The organism is Gracilimonas sp. B-17, from assembly GCF_056857935.1.
Genome location: NZ_JBSXOA010000012.1, coordinates 998,909 through 1,019,080, shown reverse-complemented (window position 1 = coordinate 1,019,080; position 20,172 = coordinate 998,909). Strand labels below are relative to the sequence as shown.

Annotated in this window: 20 protein-coding genes; 4 read left to right on the top strand and 16 right to left on the bottom strand. The window is 40.1% G+C overall.

The genetic code is table 11. The annotated features are described in order from the left end of the window. Window positions 1-16: 16 nt before the first annotated feature. Together AC13FX_RS12745 and AC13FX_RS12740 are read left to right on the top strand one after the other, a co-directional pair. Window positions 17-2,749 carry a carboxypeptidase-like regulatory domain-containing protein gene (locus AC13FX_RS12745; RefSeq protein ID WP_482881132.1) on the top strand — a complete coding sequence of 911 codons (2,733 nt, stop codon included), beginning with the start codon at window positions 17-19 and terminating at the stop codon, window positions 2,747-2,749. An 81-nt stretch (window positions 2,750-2,830) separates the two neighbouring features. Further along, window positions 2,831-4,597 carry a fasciclin domain-containing protein gene (locus AC13FX_RS12740; RefSeq protein WP_482881131.1) on the top strand — a complete coding sequence of 589 codons (1,767 nt, stop codon included), beginning with the start codon at window positions 2,831-2,833 and terminating at the stop codon, window positions 4,595-4,597. Window positions 4,598-4,700: 103 nt separating this feature from the next. On the opposite strand, the gene AC13FX_RS12735 is transcribed toward AC13FX_RS12740, so the two are convergent. Next, window positions 4,701-5,789, bottom strand: a complete 1,089-nt coding sequence (locus AC13FX_RS12735) for a M42 family metallopeptidase (protein WP_482881130.1) — start codon at window positions 5,787-5,789, stop codon at window positions 4,701-4,703. Window positions 5,790-5,906: 117 nt separating this feature from the next. Here AC13FX_RS12735 and AC13FX_RS12730 point away from each other — a divergent pair, with 117 nt between their 5' ends. Continuing rightward, window positions 5,907-6,350, top strand: a complete 444-nt coding sequence (locus AC13FX_RS12730) for an acyl-CoA thioesterase (protein WP_482881129.1) — start codon at window positions 5,907-5,909, stop codon at window positions 6,348-6,350. 74 nt (window positions 6,351-6,424) lie between these two features. Beyond that, on the top strand, window positions 6,425-7,681 hold the full coding sequence (locus AC13FX_RS12725; protein WP_482881128.1) for an HD domain-containing protein: 1,257 nt from the start codon (window positions 6,425-6,427) through the stop codon (window positions 7,679-7,681). Here the strand turns inward: AC13FX_RS12725 and AC13FX_RS12720 are convergent. The 15 genes from AC13FX_RS12720 to AC13FX_RS12650 all read right to left on the bottom strand — a co-directional run bounded on the left by AC13FX_RS12720 (window position 7,678) and on the right by AC13FX_RS12650 (window position 20,171). Continuing rightward, window positions 7,678-8,424, bottom strand: coding sequence for a response regulator (locus AC13FX_RS12720; protein ID WP_482881126.1), 747 nt, complete (start codon window positions 8,422-8,424; stop codon window positions 7,678-7,680). The two genes, AC13FX_RS12725 and AC13FX_RS12720, sit on opposite strands and share 4 nt — an antisense overlap. Window positions 8,425-8,637: 213 nt before the next feature. Continuing rightward, a complete protein-coding gene (locus AC13FX_RS12715; protein WP_482881125.1) occupies window positions 8,638-9,105 on the bottom strand; it encodes a dihydrofolate reductase in 468 nt (155 codons plus the stop codon). Continuing rightward, the gene (locus AC13FX_RS12710) at window positions 9,102-9,950 is read right to left on the bottom strand and encodes a thymidylate synthase (RefSeq protein WP_482881123.1); all 849 of its coding nucleotides are present in this window, start codon (window positions 9,948-9,950) and stop codon (window positions 9,102-9,104) included. The genes AC13FX_RS12715 and AC13FX_RS12710 overlap by 4 nt, the downstream gene beginning before the upstream one ends. Before the next feature lie 17 nt (window positions 9,951-9,967). Beyond that, entirely contained in the window at window positions 9,968-11,350 is a 1,383-nt protein-coding gene (gene mgtE / locus AC13FX_RS12705; RefSeq protein WP_482881122.1) for a magnesium transporter, read from the bottom strand. Window positions 11,351-11,484: 134 nt separating this feature from the next. Next, window positions 11,485-12,228: a ribonuclease III gene (gene rnc, locus AC13FX_RS12700; protein ID WP_482881121.1), complete on the bottom strand. Its 744-nt coding sequence runs from the start codon at window positions 12,226-12,228 to the stop codon at window positions 11,485-11,487. A gap of 6 nt (window positions 12,229-12,234) precedes the next feature. Continuing rightward, window positions 12,235-13,479: a beta-ketoacyl-ACP synthase II gene (gene fabF / locus AC13FX_RS12695; RefSeq protein WP_482881119.1), complete on the bottom strand. Its 1,245-nt coding sequence runs from the start codon at window positions 13,477-13,479 to the stop codon at window positions 12,235-12,237. A gap of 24 nt (window positions 13,480-13,503) precedes the next feature. Beyond that, on the bottom strand, window positions 13,504-13,743 hold the full coding sequence (locus AC13FX_RS12690) for an acyl carrier protein (protein WP_482881118.1): 240 nt from the start codon (window positions 13,741-13,743) through the stop codon (window positions 13,504-13,506). Between the two features lie 94 nt (window positions 13,744-13,837). Next, window positions 13,838-14,587: a 3-oxoacyl-[acyl-carrier-protein] reductase gene (gene fabG / locus AC13FX_RS12685; protein WP_482881117.1), complete on the bottom strand. Its 750-nt coding sequence runs from the start codon at window positions 14,585-14,587 to the stop codon at window positions 13,838-13,840. Between the two features lie 7 nt (window positions 14,588-14,594). Beyond that, window positions 14,595-15,482: an ACP S-malonyltransferase gene (gene fabD, locus AC13FX_RS12680; RefSeq protein ID WP_482881115.1), complete on the bottom strand. Its 888-nt coding sequence runs from the start codon at window positions 15,480-15,482 to the stop codon at window positions 14,595-14,597. Window position 15,483: 1 nt separating this feature from the next. Then, window positions 15,484-16,476 (bottom strand): beta-ketoacyl-ACP synthase III, encoded by a 993-nt coding sequence (locus AC13FX_RS12675; protein WP_482881114.1) that lies wholly within the window; start codon window positions 16,474-16,476, stop codon window positions 15,484-15,486. A gap of 14 nt (window positions 16,477-16,490) precedes the next feature. Further along, window positions 16,491-17,474 (bottom strand): phosphate acyltransferase PlsX, encoded by a 984-nt coding sequence (plsX, locus tag AC13FX_RS12670; protein ID WP_482881113.1) that lies wholly within the window; start codon window positions 17,472-17,474, stop codon window positions 16,491-16,493. A gap of 11 nt (window positions 17,475-17,485) precedes the next feature. Next, the gene (rpmF, locus tag AC13FX_RS12665) at window positions 17,486-17,665 is read right to left on the bottom strand and encodes a 50S ribosomal protein L32 (protein WP_103663746.1); all 180 of its coding nucleotides are present in this window, start codon (window positions 17,663-17,665) and stop codon (window positions 17,486-17,488) included. Between the two features lie 17 nt (window positions 17,666-17,682). Continuing rightward, the gene (locus tag AC13FX_RS12660) at window positions 17,683-18,186 is read right to left on the bottom strand and encodes a YceD family protein (protein WP_482881112.1); all 504 of its coding nucleotides are present in this window, start codon (window positions 18,184-18,186) and stop codon (window positions 17,683-17,685) included. A 53-nt stretch (window positions 18,187-18,239) separates the two neighbouring features. Next, the gene (locus tag AC13FX_RS12655) at window positions 18,240-18,875 is read right to left on the bottom strand and encodes a deoxynucleoside kinase (protein ID WP_482881111.1); all 636 of its coding nucleotides are present in this window, start codon (window positions 18,873-18,875) and stop codon (window positions 18,240-18,242) included. A gap of 9 nt (window positions 18,876-18,884) precedes the next feature. Beyond that, window positions 18,885-20,171, bottom strand: coding sequence for a glucose-6-phosphate isomerase (locus AC13FX_RS12650; protein WP_482881110.1), 1,287 nt, complete (start codon window positions 20,169-20,171; stop codon window positions 18,885-18,887). Window position 20,172: the final 1 nt, after the last annotated feature.

The following is a 20,172-nucleotide window of genomic DNA, read 5'->3' as shown; positions in this document are numbered from 1 at the left end:
TCTCATACTAACAATTTTGTTTATCTCTAAGACTGCTTTTGCACAATCTGCCAGTGAAGACTCAAGATTATATTCCTTAACACTGAGAAATGTAAGTATTGAGGATGCACTTATCGAGTTATCTAATATTTCACATATTGATATAGCTTACGATTCCAAGATCGATCTTCAGGCCCCTGTTTATCTGGATGAACGCAACAAACCGGTGGATGAGATCCTTAAAAAGATCCTTTCCTTTTCAAATCTTGATTATGTCATTCTTTCAACCGGGACATATGTCATAACCTCCTCTCCCAACAAAAGAACCGACTATGGGAGTCTTGCGGGTTATGTTAGGGATGCAGAAACCGGAGAACCATTGGTCAATGCTACCATATTTTTAACTGATGCAAGAGGTGCAACTTCAACAAATCGAAATGGCTATTTTAATATCTCGTCATTGATCTCGGGAGAATATGAAGTTCGAGCCACTTATATTGGTTACGAATCCAAACAAAGCAGCGTTATTATAGGACCGGATTCAGAAGGGCTTACTGTTATTGAGTTACAACCCAAAAGTTACTTGATGGAACCTCTTATTGTAAGCTCTTACTCTCCTGTAATGGGTTCAAGTAACAAGCAAAAGGGAACCAGTTATAGCACCATTGAAGACAATTATGTTGGAACAGACAGAAATGTAGTTCGTTCACTTAAGGCGTTTCCCGGTATATCCTATTCAGCAGGACAACAGAATTTCAATATCCAGGGAAGCGATTCAAGAGATCATACTGTTAAACTGGATGGTGTTCCCATCTATAATTCAACTATTGCTGGAAACACCTTTGGAATATTTAGTCCATACGCAATTGATAGAATAAATATTTCAAAATCAGGATTTAGTGCCGACAAGGGAAGTTCACTTTCAGGATTTGTGGATTTTAGCCATGATATCAAAGACCGTAAAAACTCATTGACAACGTTTCAGGCCGACCCTTACGCGGTAAACACACGACTTGAATTACCTTTTTCTTCGGATAGTAAATGGAGCTCAATGACTGCTGCCCGTATCAACCTATGGGATGTGTATGAAGCCCCAGAATTGAACAACACCTTCGATCAATGGAATCAATTAGACCCACTTCTCCAAAACTTCATTATGGGTAGCACAAATGATATTGCACATTATAATTCAATGGTTCAGGATTCTGACGTTCTGTTCTATGACATACATTTTGCAATAAATAGAAAAGCCCAATATTCCAACACTGATATCTCAGCATATATTGGTAAAAGCTACATCGATACACGCCTTCTTTCAGAAAGACGCAATGTTGTTTCCCAACAACCTTATTATGTTTTTTCTGAAGACCTTTCAGATCAAAATAATGCCATGATCAATGTTGAGCATAGAGGTGTCTTAAATGCCCGTTCAGATTATTGGATAAAAGTATATTACACCTTATCAAGATTTGAGAACGATTATAGGATGATCGGTGATGACTCCCTTTCCCAGAATGGCATTGGCCCAAAGGCTGCATTTGAGTATTTCTCGGACCTAAATACAATGAACAGCGTAAGTGCCAATGAAAACAATATCTCTGAGTATAGTCTGGAAACCGGTCTAACTTATAACATTAATACAAATAGTGTATTCAAAATTGGTTTAGATCCAAAAGTAGTTACTTACGACTTTAGCCTGACTGACCTGTTTTACTTTCCAACAACTACTTCGAAGACCTCTTATATCTTAAGTTCATTTGGGAATCTGACCCATAATTTCACTAATCACACGAAAATTGATCTGGGGGCTCGTGGCACCTTTTTAGCTAATAATAGGTCATTCTATTTTGAGCCAAGGTTTTCAGCAGAGTTTCTGACAGAAGAGACGAAAATAGGTTACCAGGCATTTAAATTTTCAGCCGGTGTTTACCGTCAATTTATCAATCGATTCGATCTTGCCAGTTTTGGTCCAAGTGCATTAGTTCCCTCCTATAAGTTTTGGCAGGCCAACGATCAAACCACTGAGGTTCCAAAAGCCTATCATACGGCATTTTCGTGGTCCGTTTCTGCTTCAGATTATTTTATGTTAAGTATTGAATCTTACTATAAGTGGAAACCTGTAAACTGGCGATTGAATTATCATGAACTTCTTAAACCACAGGTACTGCCTGGTAATATCCTTGAAGATCAGAATTCTTATTTTTCAAGATCTGAAGGCTTTGCATATGGTATTTCCTTATCAACAAAATTCGTTTTTGAAGAGCCCAAACTTACTGTAAACCTGACCCATCAGGTCAATATATCAAAAGAAAGGATCGATGATCGATTCGATGAGGAAATGGTTCATACAGAATGGAGTGAACCCTACTCCCTGTCTTCATTCATTAATTGGAACGCTTTCAATAATTTCAATGCCCTTTTAAATCTCGAATGGACTCCTGTTAGGTATTGGGCATACAACAAAGCCTATTACGATTACCTGGGCATTCATGGAGAGACAAATTTTGGAAGTTATGATCTTTCTTCTCCGGAGAATACAACTTTACCATATTTCCTTAGATTAGACATCGGTTTTAATTACTCTGTCATGCTCAGTTCAGGTATTCAACTTGAGACGAAAATTGATCTTGTAAATATGCTGGACCGTGCTAACCCTGTTTATTATACTTTAAGTCCCCAGCTTCTGTCGTCTAACAATACTTCCTACAACAGAAATAGAAAAACTCTACCTGGTTTTACCCCTTCTCTCGCTTTAGAGATATCTTTTTGATTTTTTTCTGTGATTGAATAGTCATACTCCAATTCCGATGTGTATATATGTTGAACCCTAACTATAAAAACATCGAAAAAAATGAAATCACATTACTATTCATCGAGATTTACATTATTCGTTGCTTCTTTATTTGTGTTGTCCATGACCTTTATGGCATGTGGTAATGATAAAGACGGCGGAGGCTTAGGTCCTGCACCTGAAGCAAACATTGTTGAAGTAGCTGCTGAAAATGGCAACTTTGATATATTGGTACAAGCTATTCAAGATGCCGGACTGGCAGAAACCCTTCAGCAAGAAGGACCAATTTTCACAGTATTTGCCCCAACTGATGAGGCGTTTGAAGCCCTTCCGGAAGGAACGCTCGAAAGTTTAACTCCAGAGCAATTAGCTGAGATCCTACAATTTCACGTGGTAAATGGTGAAATTGAATCAGGGGATCTTGCAGCAACTCAGGATGTAGAAACACTTCTTGGAGAAGAAATTCTTGTAGAAGCTAACGGTGGCGTACTTGTTAACGGATACTCTAATGTAGTTACAGCAGACGTAGAAGCTTCTAATGGTATAATTCATGCTGTAGATGCTGTACTTTTACCGGAAGGTTACAGAGACGCTAATGTAATTGACCAGGCTGTTGAACTTGGTAACTTTACAACTCTAGCTTCAGCAATTGAGCAAGTTGGATTGACTTCTACATTGAAATATAAAGGCGACTTTACTGTATTTGCTCCGACCGATGATGCATTCGCTGCTCTTCCACAGGGATTATTGGGAAGCCTTAGCGATGCTCAACTTACTGAGATCCTAACTTATCATGTTCTTTCAGGTGAGGTATTTGCTGACCAGTTAAACGCTGAGCAAGCCCCTGCTTCACTGGAAGGCGGAGAAGTATTTGTAACCAAAGATGGTAACGGTAATGTTACTGTAAACGGTTCAGCTTCAGTAGTTGCAGCTGATGTGGACGTATCAAATGGTGTGATCCATGCCATTGATCAGGTAATTCTACCAGATGCATATGGAACGGTTGTTGATGCTGCTTCCAAGCGCTATAACTTCGAAACTTTGGTAAGTGCTGTAGTTGATGCCGGTTTAGCCGGTGCATTAAGTGATACTGATGCCAATTATACCGTATTTGCACCAACTGATGATGCTTTTGCAGCTCTTCCACAAGGTTTGTTAGGTAGTCTTACTACTCAACAGTTGGCAACTATTCTTAGCTACCATGTACTACCTGTTGAAGTAGCTTCCGGCGATCTCGCAGCAGAGCAAGCACCTGCGTCATTAACTGATGAAGCTGTTTATGTAACAGCTGCTGATGGAAATGTTACAGTCAATGGTTCTGCCAGTGTTATAGAAGCTGATATTGCTACCAACAATGGTACCATCCATGCCATCGACGAAGTGATCCTTCCAAATGAGTTTCTGAATATCGTTCAGATCGCATCTAAGAATTACGACTTAAGTACTCTGGTGACACTGGTATCTGATGCCGGACTAGCTGGTACTCTTTCTGATGAAAATAGTACTTTCACAGTATTTGCACCAACCAACGCTGCATTTGATGCTGTAAGTGAAACTCTCGGAACACTTTCCGAAGCACAGGTTGAGGAAGTACTACTGTACCATGCAGTGGGTCAGGAAATACTTTCAGGAGATCTACCTGCTCCCGGTAACTCAACAACAGTCACAACTGCTCAGGGAGAAGATATAACTGTAGCTGTTGATGCTGAAGGCAACGTAACTCTGAATGGCAGTGTAAGTGTAACCACTGTTGACCTACAAGGAACAAATGGTGTTATTCACATCATTGATGGTGTGTTGTTACCACCAAGTTATACTGCAAACTAAGATCTTATCTGCGACTTTAGTTTCTAAAGTCAAATTTGATCCAAAAAGAAAGCCTGCTCATATCGAGCAGGCTTTTTCTATTGAAAGCTATGTATAGTTTGAATTATTTCTCATCTCCAAACACAGAAAATGTCTGATCGGGACTCATCGCCAACACAGTCTCAACCATAATGTCAATCAGTTGCTCAACATCATTCATCGAAACCATCTCAACCGGTGAGTGCATGTATCTAAGTGGCGTGGAAAGCAAAGCACTAGGAATACCTGTCTGTTGATAGAAAATACTATCAGTGTCTGTTCCGGTTCTCACACTGGTAGCCTCGTGCTGAACTTCGATCTTATGTTTGGCACAAACTTCTTCGATAAACTCAACCACTTTTGGGTGATTAGCTCCACCATGCTGAACAGTCGGGCCTTTACCCAATTCAACCGTTCCATGTTCTTTCTGATCAATTCCTGGGGTATCGGTCGCATGTGTAACGTCTGTTACCAAAGCTACATCCGGCATGAACCTATAACTCATCATACGTGCACCAAAACCACCAACTTCTTCCTGAACTGAATTCAGGGCAATCACATTTACTTTAAGATCCTTTTTTCTTGCACTGATCTTCTTCAATGCTTCAGCGATCACATATCCACCAATTCGATTATCAATGGCCCGAGCAGAAAGTAGGTCATCATTTAAAAACTCTGTATCGGTAGCATAGGTTATGGGATCTCCAACCTGTACCAATTCAAGCGCTTCTTCTTTTGAGGATACCCCGATATCAACATAAATATCTTTCCAGGATGGCTGCTTCCCACCACCGTTCTTGTTATCCTGAAGATGTATTGCTGTGTTACCTGTAATACCAACTACACGTCCCCTTTTGTTGTGAATGTAAACTTTCTTGGCGCGCGCAATAGTGGAGTCACTGCCACCAAGTTTATTGATATAGACGAACCCCTGTTCATTTATGTGCTGAACCACCATACCTATCTCGTCACAGTGTGCTTCCAGCATTACGGTGGCTACATCTCCACTCATGTTGATCTTAGCCGCACAGGATCCATATGCATCTGTCACCACTTCGTCAGCAAATACAGATACATAATCTTTCCAAATCCGAACCCCTTCTTTCTCATATCCAGTAGGACTTGGTGTGATCAGTAATTCCTCTAAAAATTCTCGCTCTTTTTTGTTACTCATCTACTTCTTTATTTGGTTAAATTTCATTCTTACAAATATAACAATTATGTAAGGCAGATTACGACAATTGTATCATTCATTTAAATCTGAAGCTTTACTCAAAACAGAATATTATACATGTTCAGACCCAAATACGATAAGAACCTATTTTATCATTGGAAAGAGATCCCTGTACGATTCAGAGACCTTGACCCTCTAAATCATGTAAATAATGCATTATTCAATACCTACCTTGAAGAAGCAAGGATCAGTTTTTTAGGAGAAGTAGGCAAAATGCAAAGTGAATTTACAGATGGAAAAACCTTTGTACTTGTTAAATCGACTATTGAATACCTTGATCAGATCAAATATCCCTCGAGTGTTTTGGTAGGTACCGGGGTAGGAAAGATCGGAAATTCAAGTATTACAGCACTTCAGGCTATCTATAACAAAGATACTGAAGGTCTGTTGTGTGTAGCTGAAACCAAGGGTGTCTGGTTTGATATCACTAAACAAAGACCGACCCGACTTCCTGACATTGATAATATTGAAAAAATGATGGTTGAAGGGGCATTCAAATAATACATAGATATCTCATTTATGTGTTCAAATTTAAATATCTTCAAGCGCTTCAAAATCTAATTCTATCATGATCAATGGATAAAAGCACCCGGTATAAAATATTCAATGACCCTATACACGGATTTATCACCGTTCCCAAGGGCCCGATCCTAAAACTTATTGATCATCCATATGTCCAACGACTTCGCAGGATACGCCAACTTGGTCTTGGTTACCTTGTATTCCCTGCAGCAGAACATTCACGTTTCTCACATGCTTTAGGAGCTCTTGAACTCGGACAAAGGGTACTAAATAATCTAAAGGAAAAAGATACTACGATCAGTCAGCCAGAATACGATGGCACTTTGATGGCTATTCTGCTTCATGATGTTGGCCACGGTCCATTGTCTCATACACTTGAGCATTCACTCATTAAAGATTTCAATCATGAGATGATGAGTTTGGCGATCATGAAAAAATTGAATCAGGAATTTGATGGTGCCCTGGATACAGCCGTTTCAATTTTTACCAACCAATATAAAAAGAAGTTTTTGCATCAGCTTATCTCTTCACAACTGGACCTGGATAGATTAGACTACCTGCGAAGAGACAGCTTTTTTACAGGGGTATCAGAAGGTTCAGTAGGCATCAACCGGATCCTGAAAACCATGCGTGTATTTAAAGGCAATATCGTTATTGAAAAAAAGGGTATCTATGCCATTGAAAACTACATAATCGCACGACGATTGATGTATATGCAGGTGTATCAGCATAAAACTGTATTAAGTGCAGATTTTTTACTGAAAAAGATCTTTGAACGGGTACGTTTTCTGATCGATTCCGGATCTGAACTTAATTTTGCTTCTCCTGCTCTTCAATATTTCATGGAAGAACAACCATCCGCAAAAAAGATGATCTCACCTGAGGTGATCGATCATTATACCCAACTCGATGATCATGATGTTTACCTTTCGATCAAATTATGGCTGAATCACCCTGATAAAGTGCTTTCTGATCTAAGCTTCAGGTTTTTGAACAGAGGATTGTTCAGGACTACATTTTCAGATCGTAAATTCAGCAAATCCTCAATCAGTAAGGTCAAAGAAAAGACCCTGAAACAGCTAAAAAAGAATAAGATCCCAAACCCAGAAAGTAATATTAAGTACTACCTTGGTTTTGAAAACAGCTATTCGGAAGCTTACAAATATAAGAATGAAAGTATCTGGATCCTTGAAAATGAAAAAGCCATAGAATTCTCAAAAGCAGCAGAAACCAAAAACATCATTGCACTTACTGAACCTGTTATCAAACATTATTGTGTTCACCTGAAAGAAATTGACCCCGCGTTTTAAGCTTCAGATACTGCACTTAGGTTCTGCTCTGGAACAGGCATGAACATTGATATTTTATTGATCAGCTCTTCTTCCCGAAAAGGTTTTTGTATGTATTCTGAAAACCCTTTCTCAATTAATTCGGATCGGCTGCCTGCATGCCCCCCTGCAGTTATGGCAATGATCGGCATGGAAGAATATTCTGAATCACTGCTTTTCCGTATATGGTGCATTGCATCTATTCCATTCATAACAGGCATTGATATATCCATAAGGATCACATCCGGTTTAGCCTTGATGAACTGTTGAACAGCTTCCTCTCCATTTTCAGCTTCAATAGTTTGAAAATTTCTTGTTTCCAACATGATCCTTGCCAATGTCCGGTTCATTACCAGATCATCTACGATCAGAGCTTTTGGAGGATTTAGAGTATTTTCAGTTTCCGGTATAGCAACATCATGCTTGATGAGGCTCATGGCTTGCTGCCGTTTTTTTTGATTGAGATCAGCTGCAGTTTTCAGACTATTGTTGCTGCTAGATCCATCCTTTCCGGTTTTAACCTGATTTTGCTCAATGATTTCATTTATTAAATTCAGGAGTTGTTGTCCCCCTTCTGAAATATTACTTATATGCGACTTTTGAACTTCAGTCAGGTTATCACTTTTACCTAATAGTTCAGAATACCCTAAAATGATATTGAGAGGTGTTCGCAATTCATGAGACAGTTTATCAACTATCTCAGATAATTGTATGTTATTCTTCATTTAAATTAAATACTCCTACCTGTATAATGATAAGGGTAATCCCTATAAATACTCATTTCATTAGAGTATTTGGATAATAACCGATGATTTAATAGTTAAGGTATGTAGCCAACAGTGAGTTTTATATTTACTCAAATAATGTTGGCTAAAACTATCATAATGATTGTTAGCAAGCAGGTTAGGCTTTCTTAATTAGCTTTTACTAATGATCAGTTACTTACGTTGATAGGTTATAAAGGATAGCTCTTCACTATCGTCTCTCTCAATTTCCTTCCATACGGTATCAATATCATCCCTATACTCCGGGAAGTAAGTATCTCCCTCATATTCTTTGTGAATCTCGGTTATGATCATTTTATCGGCTATATCCATTGCATCACGATAAAGCACGCCTCCCCCAATGATAAATACTTCTTTTTCATCACAAGCATCAAGGGCTTCTCTCAATGAATTGTATGTAGCTACATTTTCATAGGATCTAGTTGTACTTAAGACAACATTTGTGCGGCCAGGTAAAGGAATCTCATTAAGTTCTTCAAATACGCCTCTACCCATGATGATTGTGTGTCCCAGTGTAGTTTTCTTGAAGTGTTTCAGATCTTCAGGATATCTCCAGGGCAGTCCTCCCTCCTTGCCTATGACCAGGTTTGGATCATGGGCAGCAACTATCGTTTTGATCATACCGCAACCTCAAACTTTATTACCGGATCTGGATCATAGTTTTCTAACGTGAAATCATCGTATGTCAGTTCATCTACCGGTTTATTTGCGATCTTTAAGGTAGGAAGTTCTTTTGGTTCACGCTTTAGCTGCTCTTTCAGTCCATCAATATGATTTACATAGATGTGAGCGTCCACAATGGTATGTGCGAAAGTACCCGGTTCCAGCCCTACTTCCTGAGCGATCGCCATCGTCAAAGCAGAGTAGCATGCCATGTTAAAAGGAATACCGAGCGCGATATCCCCGGAACGTTGGGTTAAGTGGCAATTTAGTTTTCCATTCTGGACATTAAAAATATACATGATGTGACATGGTGGAAGTGCCATCTCACTTAACAATCCGGGATGCCATGCACTCACCACAATTCGACGGCTATTTGGATTATCCTTGAGCATATCAATAGCACGTTGAACCTGATCAAATTCTTTTTGAACCCAACAATCTTTATCTATAGCAGAACCATTTCCCTCGAACCGGACTGACTCTTTTTCAAAATAGGGGAATTTTCTCCACAAAACGGGGTAAATCGGTCCAACATGACCATCATCATCAGCCCAGGCATCCCAGATGTGCACATCATTCTCGTCTCGTAGCCATCGGATATGGTCCTCTCCCCTTAAATACCACAGCATCTCCATAATAACTGATTTAAAATATACCTTTTTGGTAGTCAGCAATGGAAATCCTTCTGACAGATCGACCTTATAGAACTCCGAAAAATTAGAGATCGTATCGGTACCTGTTCGGTTCTCTTTTCTTACTCCATTTTCTAAAACGTTTCTCACAAGATCATGGTACTGTTTCATAAATCAATAATATGTGTTTAAAGGAGTGTTCCGCTTAATAGTAGTATAGCAATTGAAAAGTAAATGATGATACCGCTCACATCTACAATAGTTGCTACAAAAGGTGCTGATGATACTGCAGGATCCAGATTAAGTTTGGATAGTATAAATGGTAACATCGCACCCGTAAAATTACCAAATAATACGATGGAAAATAAACTTAACCCGACCACTCCTGCAGTTAGAAATGTGGTGGTAACCAAAGGTAAGCCCATCATATAATCCCAACCAACTAATGTGACAAATCCAAGCATTCCGATAAGTCCACCCAGCATGAGACCGGATGTGAATTCACGTTTAAATACCCGTAACCAGTCATTCGGTTTAATATCATCAGTTGCCAAAGCTCGTATAACCAATGTTGCAGCCTGTGAACCCGAGTTACCGCCACTGGATATGATCAACGGCACAAAAAATGATAAAGCCACTACTTTCTGAAGAATTTCTTCATAACCTCCCATGGCTATGGCTGTCAGGATCTGCCCAACAAAAAGCACGATCAGCCACCAAAGGCGTTTCTTAACCAGATCAAAGATAGATGACTGAGAATAATAATCATCAAGGGCATCCATACCCGCCATCTTCTGCATATCCTCTGTGGTCTCTTCTTCAGCCACATCGATCACGTCATCGGCCGTTACAATACCAACCAAAACTCCGTCAGAATCAACTACTGGCAGTGCCACACGGTCATATTTAGCAAGCATTTTAACTGCTTCTTCCTGATCATCATAAACAGAAAGAGCTTCAAAACTACGATCCATTAAAGTTTCGATTAGATCTTCCTGATCTGCAAGTATCAAATGATTTAACCTAAGGTCATCGATCAGGTGTTCTTTATCATCAACCACATAAATAACATTAATGGTCTCAGCTGTTTTTCCATACATCCTGATATGTTCCATACTGCGGCGGATGGTCCAGTCAGATTTGACCCTCACATACCTTGGGGTCATCAAACGACCTACACTTTCTTCAGGATATCCCAGTAACTTTTTAAGTTGTTTTTGATCTTCCAGATCGATGGAATTCATGACCCTTTGGGTCAGGTGACCGGGTAATTCCTCTAGAATAGAAACCTGCTCATCAGGTTCAAGATTACCCATAACATCACTCAGCTGCTGTTTATTGAACAGCTCAAGCAACTCTACCCCTTTAGTGGTAGGCAGTTCGGCGAAGACATCAGCAGCGATGGGCTTTTTTAAAAGCCTGAAGACAACAATGGCTATTTCTCCGGGCAGTTCCAGTAGCAGGTCAGCAATATCAGCTGATGGAACATCATTTAAAACCTCTTTGAGAGCAACCCAGTCCTTGGCTGCAATAAGCTCCTCAAATTCTGGTTTTATTAGCTGTACAAACATGATTCTGTCCGGATGAAATTTCCTTGTTGGGATGGGCTAAGAATCGGAGATAATCGAACAAAAAACAAATGTATGCAATTATTAAATCAATAAATATAATCGCTCCCTTCTTAAAGGATTCTATAGAGAGTCATTTAAGATTCAAACGCATCCAATGCCTCTTTTGCTGCTCTTTGTTCAGCCTTTTTCTTGCTTTTGCCTTTACCAGTTCCAAGTTCTTTATCCCCTATCATTACCTTTACTTCAAAGGTTTTATTATGACCAGGCCCGGTTTCTTTTACAAGCTCGTAATAAGGGATCGGTTGTTTTCGGGATTGGGCAAGTTCCAGCAGTGCGCTCTTATAGTTATCAGTCGTGTTGATAAGCTTGGATAGGTCTAAATTATTGCGAATAACTGTATGTACGAAATCATACGCATTCTGATATCCTTTAGTGATATAGATAGCAGCAATTATAGATTCAAAAGCATCTGCCAGAATACTCTTTGAAATAGCACTGTTACCATTCCTTTCACCTAATTCCATAAGTTCATCTAACCCCAGCCTGACAGATAGATTTGAAAGAGTGTCTCCTCTGACTAGTTTTGCCCTGACCTTGGTAAGAAATCCCTCATCCTTTTCCGGATAATCATTAAAAAGGATCTCTGCTGCGATAAGGTCAAGAACAGCATCTCCTAAAAACTCGAGACGTTCGTATGAATCATAGGTCTCATATTTCTCCTGAGACAAGGTTGAGCGATGTCTTAGGGCTTTTAGAAATAGAGAAGGATCGTCGATATCAAAACCAACGATCCTTTCTAATTTCTCTAATCTACCTTTAAGTTCAGGGCTAAGATCTGACTCTTTTTTTGTAAAAAGTGATCTAAACCATTTAGGCATGCGGTATCAGTCCTTGTATTTCTTGAACACTAAGGTTGAGTTGTGTCCGCCAAAACCAAATGCATTGTTAAGCGCATATTTTACATCTCGAACCACGGATTCATTTGCAGTGTAATTTAGATCACACTCAGGATCCTGATTCTCAATATTTATGGTTGGAGGAACAGTACCATGGTAGATCGCTAAAAGCGTAGCTATCGATTCAATGGCACCCGCAGCCCCAAGAGTATGTCCGTGCATACTTTTGGTAGAGTTCAAATTAATATTTCTGGCATGATCACCAAATACTTTTTTAATGGTATTGGTCTCAGCCACATCACCAAGTGGAGTTGAAGTTCCATGCATATTGATATGATCCACATCCTCTGGCTTGATACCGGCCGCTTCCATAGCCCTTGACATAGCAAGAGTAACTCCATTCCCGTCTGGATCCGGAGCAGTAATATGGTAGGCATCAGCCGAGAAGCCATATCCTTTTATCTCACCATAAATTCGAGCGCCTCTTTCAAGAGCTGAATCCAGGCTTTCGAGAATAAAGATTCCGGCACCCTCACCCAATACAAAACCGTCACGGTCAATATCAAATGGCCTTGAGGCTGTTTCAGGAGAGTCGTTACGGGTAGACATTGCCTTCATGCTATTGAAGCCTGAGATACCGATCCTGGTTACAGGAGCTTCGGTTCCACCGGCCACAGCGTAGTCAGACTGGCCATAACGAATTGAATCGTATGCCAGACCAATGTTATGCGAGCCAGTAGCACAAGCAGAAACGGCACAGAAGTTAGGACCTCTGAATCCATACCTGATAGAGATCTGACCTGAAACAATATCAGGGATCAACATAGGAATGAAGAAAGGAGATACACCTCTTGGGCCATGCTCATGAAAGGATACCGATTGTTCATAGAATGTTTCCATCCCACCAATACCGGTACCTACTAAAACAGCAACTTCATCTTTATTAATTTTTTCCAGATCAAGCTTACTATCTTTGATCGCTTCCTCAGAGGCAATAAGGGCATACTGTGCAACCTTATCTAATCTTCTGGCTTCTTTGCGATCGAAGTAATCAGTAGGTTCGTAATCCTCAATCTGAGCAGCAAATTTTGTGGCAAAATTGGAAGTATCGAAATGTTCGACATTGCGAACGCCATTTTTACCGGAAACTAAACCGTTCCAGAAATCAGGCGCACTTTTACCAATCGGGGTAAAAGCACCGATACCCGTTACTACAACTCTACGAGTGCTCATAGGTGATGAATTAAATTATGTTATTTACGATAGTTTTCCTGTCAGGTAAGATACAGCATCTCCAACAGTTGCAATGTTTTCAGCGTCTTCGTCAGGAATGCTAAGATCGAATTCCTTTTCAAATTCCATGATCAGTTCAACTGTATCTAAAGAGTCAGCTCCAAGATCATTGGTGAAGTTTGCTTCAGCAACAACTTCTGATTCATCAACGCCTAGTTTATCTACAATGATAGCTTTTACTTTTGATTCTACGTCTTGTGACATTTTGTGTCCTTTTCAGTGATTAATTAGTAGTTATAATTTTGATAAAATAAGTTTTTCAACTTAAAGATTCAGTATAGTATCTGCAATATGTCAATTACATCGCCATTCCACCATCAACACGAATAACTTCGCCTGTAATGTATGAACTCATATCAGATGACAAGAATGTGACCGCATCGGCTACTTCTTCAGGGTTTCCGGCTCGCCCAAGTGGCGTCTCATCCTTTATCCCCTGCAATACTTTTTCATCCAGTTCTCCGGTCATATCGGTCAAAATATATCCCGGAGCTACCACATTTGCTCGAATATTTCTGGATGCTAGTTCCTTAGCATATGATTTTGTAAAACCGATTATTCCTGCTTTGGAAGCTGAGTAATTACTTTGACCCGCATTACCTGAAATACCAACAACGGAACTAATATTGATAATGGATCCACCCCGATTTCGCATCATGGGCTTTGCGGCTGCTTTTGAGTAATTAAACACACTCTTTAAATTGGTAGTAATAACATCATCCCATTGTTCTTCACTCATCCGCAGGATCAGATTATCTTTAGTGATACCGGCATTGTTTACGATCACATCGATCTTGCCCCAGTCATCAACAATGTCAGCTATGACTTCTTCTGCCCTACTGAAATCAACAGCATCGGCTTGAATTGATTTACATTTTCTGCCAAAACCTTCAATTTCCTTTTTAACTTCCTCAGCAGCATCAGCAGAGCGTGCATAGGTTATAGCTACATCAGCTCCAAATTCCGCAAGCCTGATAGCTATTGCTTTACCAATTCCCCGGCTACCGCCGGTTACCAAACAGGTTTTTCCTTCTAAAGTAAGACTCATGATTTTCTTATTGATATCCTGAAATTTTTACGTCTTTCAATGTTCGTTTTACCAAGCCCTGCAATACTTTACCAGGTCCAACTTCAACAAATGATTCAGCACCATCATTTTTCATATTGATCATAGTTTGGGTCCACCTCACCGGGTTCAATAGTTGATTCAAAACATTGGATCTGATCTCTTCAACATCAGTGGTTGCTTCAGCTGTATAGTTACTGTAGATCGGGCAAATTGGTTCTTTGATGTCCAGCTCTTCTAACTGTTTCTTCAAACCATCATATGCCGGCTTCATAAGTGAAGAATGGAAAGCGCCACTAACAGGAAGGGTTTTAGCAAGTCTGACACCTTCTTCTTTGGCTAATTCAATGGCTTTTTCCACTGCTTCAATATATCCTGAGATAACAACCTGACCGGGTGAATTAAAATTAGCCGCGATCACTTCCTTACCGGTTTCATCAGTGGCTCTTTTACAAACACTTTCAACATCTTCATCATCCATACCGATCACAGCAGCCATGGTACCGGGATTGGAATTTCCTGCTTCCTGCATCAACTGCCCTCTTCTACGTACGATCTTCAAGGCATCTTTGAATGATACTGTGCCGCATGCAACCAAAGCAGAGAATTCACCCAGACTATGGCCGGCCACCATGTCTGGCTTAACACCCAAAGTCTTAAATAAGGCGACCGAATGCAGAAATATGGCAGGCTGTGTAAATTCGGTTTGTTTTAACTTTTCTTCTGGTCCTGCAAACATGATCTTTTTCAGATCGATCCCCAGAATTTCATTAGCCTGATCAAAATATTTCATTGCTTCCGGGTTGGTCTCGTAAATAGCCTTTCCCATTTCAACAAATTGTGATCCCTGTCCGGGAAATAAATAGGCAGTATTCATATTACTTAATCCCCCATTTTAAATAGATCGCACCCCAGGTAAATCCTCCACCAAAGGCTGCAAGTACTAGATTATCACCATGATTCAATCTTTCCTGCCAATCATACAAACACAATGGTATGGTTGCTGCAGTAGTATTTCCATATTTATTGATGTTGATCATGACTTTCTCAGTTGAAAGTCCCATTCTTCTGGCAGTAGCGTCTATGATCCGAAGGTTAGCTTGATGCGGTACCAACCATGCTACATCCTCAGGTTCCAGATCATTTCGCTTCATGATCTCTAGCGAAACATCTGCCATACCTGTAGTAGCTTTTTTAAATACAGCTTTTCCATCTTGTTGCAGGTAGTGCAGCTTGTTTTTAACAGTTTCTTCGGATGCCGGATTTCGGCTTCCGCCGGCCGGTTGATATAAGCTACATTCAGTATCACCTTCAACATAATGTTTTTGATCGATGATACCGGTGTCGTCATCAGACTCCTCCAGTAAAACAGCACCAGCTCCATCACCAAAAAGGATACAGGTTGTTCGGTCACTGTAATCAAGGATCGAGCTCATTTTGTCAGTTCCAATAACCAACACCTTTTTTGCCCTGCCAGATTCAATATACATAGACCCAGTACTCAACGCGTACAAAAATCCTGAACACGCAGCAGACAGATCGAAAGCAAATGCATTTTTAGCCCCGATATTCTTTTGCACCAGGCATGCTGTGGCAGGAAAAAAATAATCCGGGGTTACAGTAGCCAAAATGATAAGATCGATCTCTTCAGCAGAGATACCTCTTCTTTCGAGCACCTCTTTTGCTGCTTCAGTACCCATAAAAGCTGTTGCCTTATCAGGGTCCTTGAGAATACGGCGTTCTTCAATTCCAGTTCTAGTTCTGATCCATTCATCGTTGGTATCTACCAGCTTTTCGAGATCGCTATTGGTCATACGATCTTCAGGCAGGTAGTGACCTACAGCTGTAATTTTGGCTCTTTTAACTTCCATTAACTATTATTTGCTCAGTTTAGAGATGCTACAATTTTACCGTTTACATCATTTTCAACGGTCTTAACGGCGCTTTTGATCATATTCTTAATAGCCAGTGGAGAACTTCCACCATGCCCTACTATGCTTACGCCATTAACGCCTAAGAAAGGGATTCCACCTACATTTTCATAATTAAATGGTGCAAGTGCTGTTCTAAGTATTTTAGTGACCTTTTTAAGATCATCTCCGGGAAGATCCATATCCATCACTGCTTTTCCAATCATCTTTTCCAGGGCCTCAGGTATAGATTCCCCAAATTTAAGTACAATATTTCCGACGAATCCATCTGATATGTATATGTCAGCTTTACCAGGAAGGATATCTTTGCCCTCAACATTGCCTATGAAATTTGGTAATGATCTGAGGTGATCATGAATCTCTTTAATATCTTCAGTTCCCTTCCCTTCTTCCTCACCTACATTAAGCAAACCAACCTTTGGAGTATCAATCTTTAAGATCTCCTGGCAGTAAATTTTTGCCATCTGCGCAAATTGTTCTGCTGTTTCCGGTTTGATCTCAAGATTAGCACCTGCGTCAACCAAAAGCCTGAATCCTTTTAATGTAGGATAATAAGATGCTATTGTTGGTCTTATCACACCTTCAAGTCTACCTAAAATAAACATTGAAGCTGCCAGTAAAGCTCCGGTATTACCGGCACTCACAAAAGCATCACACTTACCGGCTTTGTGAAGGCCCAACCCGACAACAATAGATGACTGTTGCTTTGTTTTAACAGCCTGAGTAGGTGACTCTTCCATACCAATGACTTGAGGGGCATCATGTATCAAAACTCGACTTTCATCGTAATCGTGATTCTCAAGCTCAGATTTGATGATCTTTTCAGGGCCAACCAATAGAACAGTCAGCTCATCATTTTCATCAACAGCTTGTAGCGCCCCTTCGACAGGATTTTTTGGATAGTGATCTCCACCGGCTGCATCTACTGCAACAATCATATAAATGTGTTTTAGTTAGCAGCTTTCATTACTTGACGGCCACGGTAGTAACCACACTCTGAGCAGGCATGGTGGTAACGATGCAATGCGCCGCAATTTGAGCATTTGGCCAATGTTACATCAGAAATAGCGTGATGTGCACGACGCTTGTTCTTACGGGCATTTGATGTTCTTCGTTTTGGATGTGCCATTAAATTTTACCTTATCGTTATTCTTTTAAGTCTTTCAATTTTTCCCACCTTGGATCAATGGATTCCTCATCTTCATCAGGTATATCCCCAAATTGTTCATGTAGAACTTCTTTGGGATTTCCATCTTCATCAAGGTAACGGGGATGTAATTTTTTTGTCGGGAGATTTAACAAGATTGTATCTCTCACATCTTGCTCAAGGTCTATTTGTTTAGATGCATGGTCGTAATTTCTTACGGCTCCATTTTCATCTGCGGATTCCTCAACCTCATCGGCCTTAAAAAGCACTTCATATTTCTGATCCACCTTATGATCGTAAGTATCCAGAGAACGATCACAAGTCAATTCAACATCAGCTACAACATTGAACTGAGCTCTCACAAATTGAAGGGTACGGTAAAAATCTATATGTATTTTACCACCTTTAAAAGCAAGGTCACCAAGATCCAGATCATCAGATCCGAGATCCACGGTTCTTTCGCTTTGGCCTTCAGGTATTTCAAAGATCTTAAATTTTAACATAGAACTTCTCCTCAATAGCTACCTAAAATAAGGATTATTGATCTGTGGTTCAATCAATTAAATAAACCAAACATCCTTTGATCAATCAGGTCTATTACTTTGCCCAGATCTTCGTCATCATTAACAAAATCAAGGTCATCGGTGTCGATAATCAGCTTATCATGCGGATATCTGCCGATCCAGTCCTCATATAGATTGTTGAGTCGCTCTAGATATTCAATGCGGATGGTGTTCTCATAGTCCCTGCCCCTTTGCTGAATTTGCCTGACGAGAGTGGGAACCTGCGCACGCAGATATATCAAAAGATCAGGCGGTCGCAAATAAAAACTCATCTCATTGAATAGGGCCTCATAATTAACAAAGTCTCTGTCGCTCATGAGATTCATCTGATGCAGATTCTTTGCGAAGATCTCAACGTCTTCATATATGGTACGGTCCTGTATCAAATTAACATCATCATTAAGCATTTCCTTTTGATGACGGAACCGGCTGGATAAAAAGTAGATCTGAAGATTAAAGCTCCATCGTCGCATATCCTCATAGAAATCCTGCAGGTATGGGTTATCGTCAACCGATTCATAAAAGGCTTGCCAATTATAATGTTTTGCTAACAAGCCGGTCAGAGATGATTTACCTGCCCCAATATTTCCGGCTACTGCGATGTACTTTGATTTATTCTGCTGATCCATAGATAATATTTATTTACCAAGTAAGCGATACATGGCTTTTTTATAGTCTTCCACTCCGGGTTGGTTAAAGGGATTCACATTCAGGCTATATACGAATATGCCGGTCAATAATTCAAAGAAATAAATGAGCTGACCAATATTTTCTGCATTCAAAGCTTCCATAGATATTTTCACGATGGGAACATGCCCTTCACTATGTGCCTCAATAGTACCTTCCCTGGCCTTAGCATTAATTTCATGGAATGATTTACCCGAAAGGTAATTCAGTTTATCGTCATCCCCTTTCAGCTCATTGACCTTAAGTTTCGAGAATGGTTTTTCAATAATGATAAATGTCTCCATCAGGCTTCGCTGCCCTTGTTGAATGAACTGCCCCAGACTGTGAAGGTCTGTAGAAAAACTGGCAACCGTTGGAAAGATCCCCTTTCCTTCTTTTCCTTCGCTTTCACCAAGAAGCTGTTGGATCCAACCTCCGATCGAAGTAAGCTCAGGCTCGAAACTAGCAAATACATCAATAGTCTTGCCTGACTCATGAATAGCATGTCTAAGGGCTGCATATTCTAGTAGATCCTCTGCATTTTCCTCATACTGGTTGAAGGCAGTAACGGCTCCATAAAATAATGTGCGTATATCGATCCCTGCAATGGCTATGGGAATGAGTCCAACCGGAGTGAGTACTGAAAATCTACCACCAACATCATCCGGAACAATGAACTTTCTGTATCCCTTGGCATCGATCATTTTATTGAGTAACCCGCCCTCTTTTCCTGTAGTACAAATAATATGCTCAGATGCATCTTCTTCGTACATCTCTTCTATTAATTCACGAAGCATTCTGAAAGAAAGTGCTGTTTCCAGGGTGGAACCCGATTTTGAGATCACATTAAGGTATATACTTTTTTGTGTACCATCGGCCTTAGGGGTTTTTAGATACGAAAGCAGTTGTTCAAGATATTTACCGCCCATATGATGGCCTGCGTACAGGATCTCAGGGCCATCATGATCGAAATGATCAGACAACGCATCAATAACTGCCTTAGCCCCAAGATAAGATCCCCCAATTCCACAAACTATAAATACATCTGCCTTGGAACGGATCTCAGCTCCTAATTCGGATATTTGTTCTAATTCTGCATCATTTGGATCAGCAAGAATATCCCTCCAGCCGAGCCATTCAGAACCGGGGCCTGTTTTATGCTTTAATTGTTTAAGGGCTTCATCTGCTTTTTTTCTGGAATGCAGATATGAATTATCATCGATGAATTTTCGTGCTAAACTAATGTCACTTCTGATCATT

Coding starts and splice junctions, on each gene's coding strand:
- AC13FX_RS12740 (WP_482881131.1), top strand. CDS start 2,831: ATGAAATCACATTACTATTCATCGAGATTTACATTATTCGTTGCTTCT.
- AC13FX_RS12735 (WP_482881130.1), bottom strand. CDS start 5,789: ATGAGTAACAAAAAAGAGCGAGAATTTTTAGAGGAATTACTGATCACA.
- AC13FX_RS12730 (WP_482881129.1), top strand. CDS start 5,907: ATGTTCAGACCCAAATACGATAAGAACCTATTTTATCATTGGAAAGAG.
- AC13FX_RS12725 (WP_482881128.1), top strand. CDS start 6,425: ATGGATAAAAGCACCCGGTATAAAATATTCAATGACCCTATACACGGA.
- AC13FX_RS12720 (WP_482881126.1), bottom strand. CDS start 8,424: ATGAAGAATAACATACAATTATCTGAGATAGTTGATAAACTGTCTCAT.
- AC13FX_RS12715 (WP_482881125.1), bottom strand. CDS start 9,105: ATGATCAAAACGATAGTTGCTGCCCATGATCCAAACCTGGTCATAGGC.
- AC13FX_RS12710 (WP_482881123.1), bottom strand. CDS start 9,950: ATGAAACAGTACCATGATCTTGTGAGAAACGTTTTAGAAAATGGAGTA.
- mgtE (WP_482881122.1), bottom strand. CDS start 11,350: ATGTTTGTACAGCTAATAAAACCAGAATTTGAGGAGCTTATTGCAGCC.
- rnc (WP_482881121.1), bottom strand. CDS start 12,228: ATGCCTAAATGGTTTAGATCACTTTTTACAAAAAAAGAGTCAGATCTT.
- fabF (WP_482881119.1), bottom strand. CDS start 13,479: ATGAGCACTCGTAGAGTTGTAGTAACGGGTATCGGTGCTTTTACCCCG.
- AC13FX_RS12690 (WP_482881118.1), bottom strand. CDS start 13,743: ATGTCACAAGACGTAGAATCAAAAGTAAAAGCTATCATTGTAGATAAA.
- fabG (WP_482881117.1), bottom strand. CDS start 14,587: ATGAGTCTTACTTTAGAAGGAAAAACCTGTTTGGTAACCGGCGGTAGC.
- fabD (WP_482881115.1), bottom strand. CDS start 15,482: ATGAATACTGCCTATTTATTTCCCGGACAGGGATCACAATTTGTTGAA.
- AC13FX_RS12675 (WP_482881114.1), bottom strand. CDS start 16,476: ATGGAAGTTAAAAGAGCCAAAATTACAGCTGTAGGTCACTACCTGCCT.
- plsX (WP_482881113.1), bottom strand. CDS start 17,474: ATGATTGTTGCAGTAGATGCAGCCGGTGGAGATCACTATCCAAAAAAT.
- rpmF (WP_103663746.1), bottom strand. CDS start 17,665: ATGGCACATCCAAAACGAAGAACATCAAATGCCCGTAAGAACAAGCGT.
- AC13FX_RS12660 (WP_482881112.1), bottom strand. CDS start 18,186: ATGTTAAAATTTAAGATCTTTGAAATACCTGAAGGCCAAAGCGAAAGA.
- AC13FX_RS12655 (WP_482881111.1), bottom strand. CDS start 18,875: ATGGATCAGCAGAATAAATCAAAGTACATCGCAGTAGCCGGAAATATT.
- AC13FX_RS12650 (WP_482881110.1), bottom strand. CDS start 20,171: ATGATCAGAAGTGACATTAGTTTAGCACGAAAATTCATCGATGATAAT.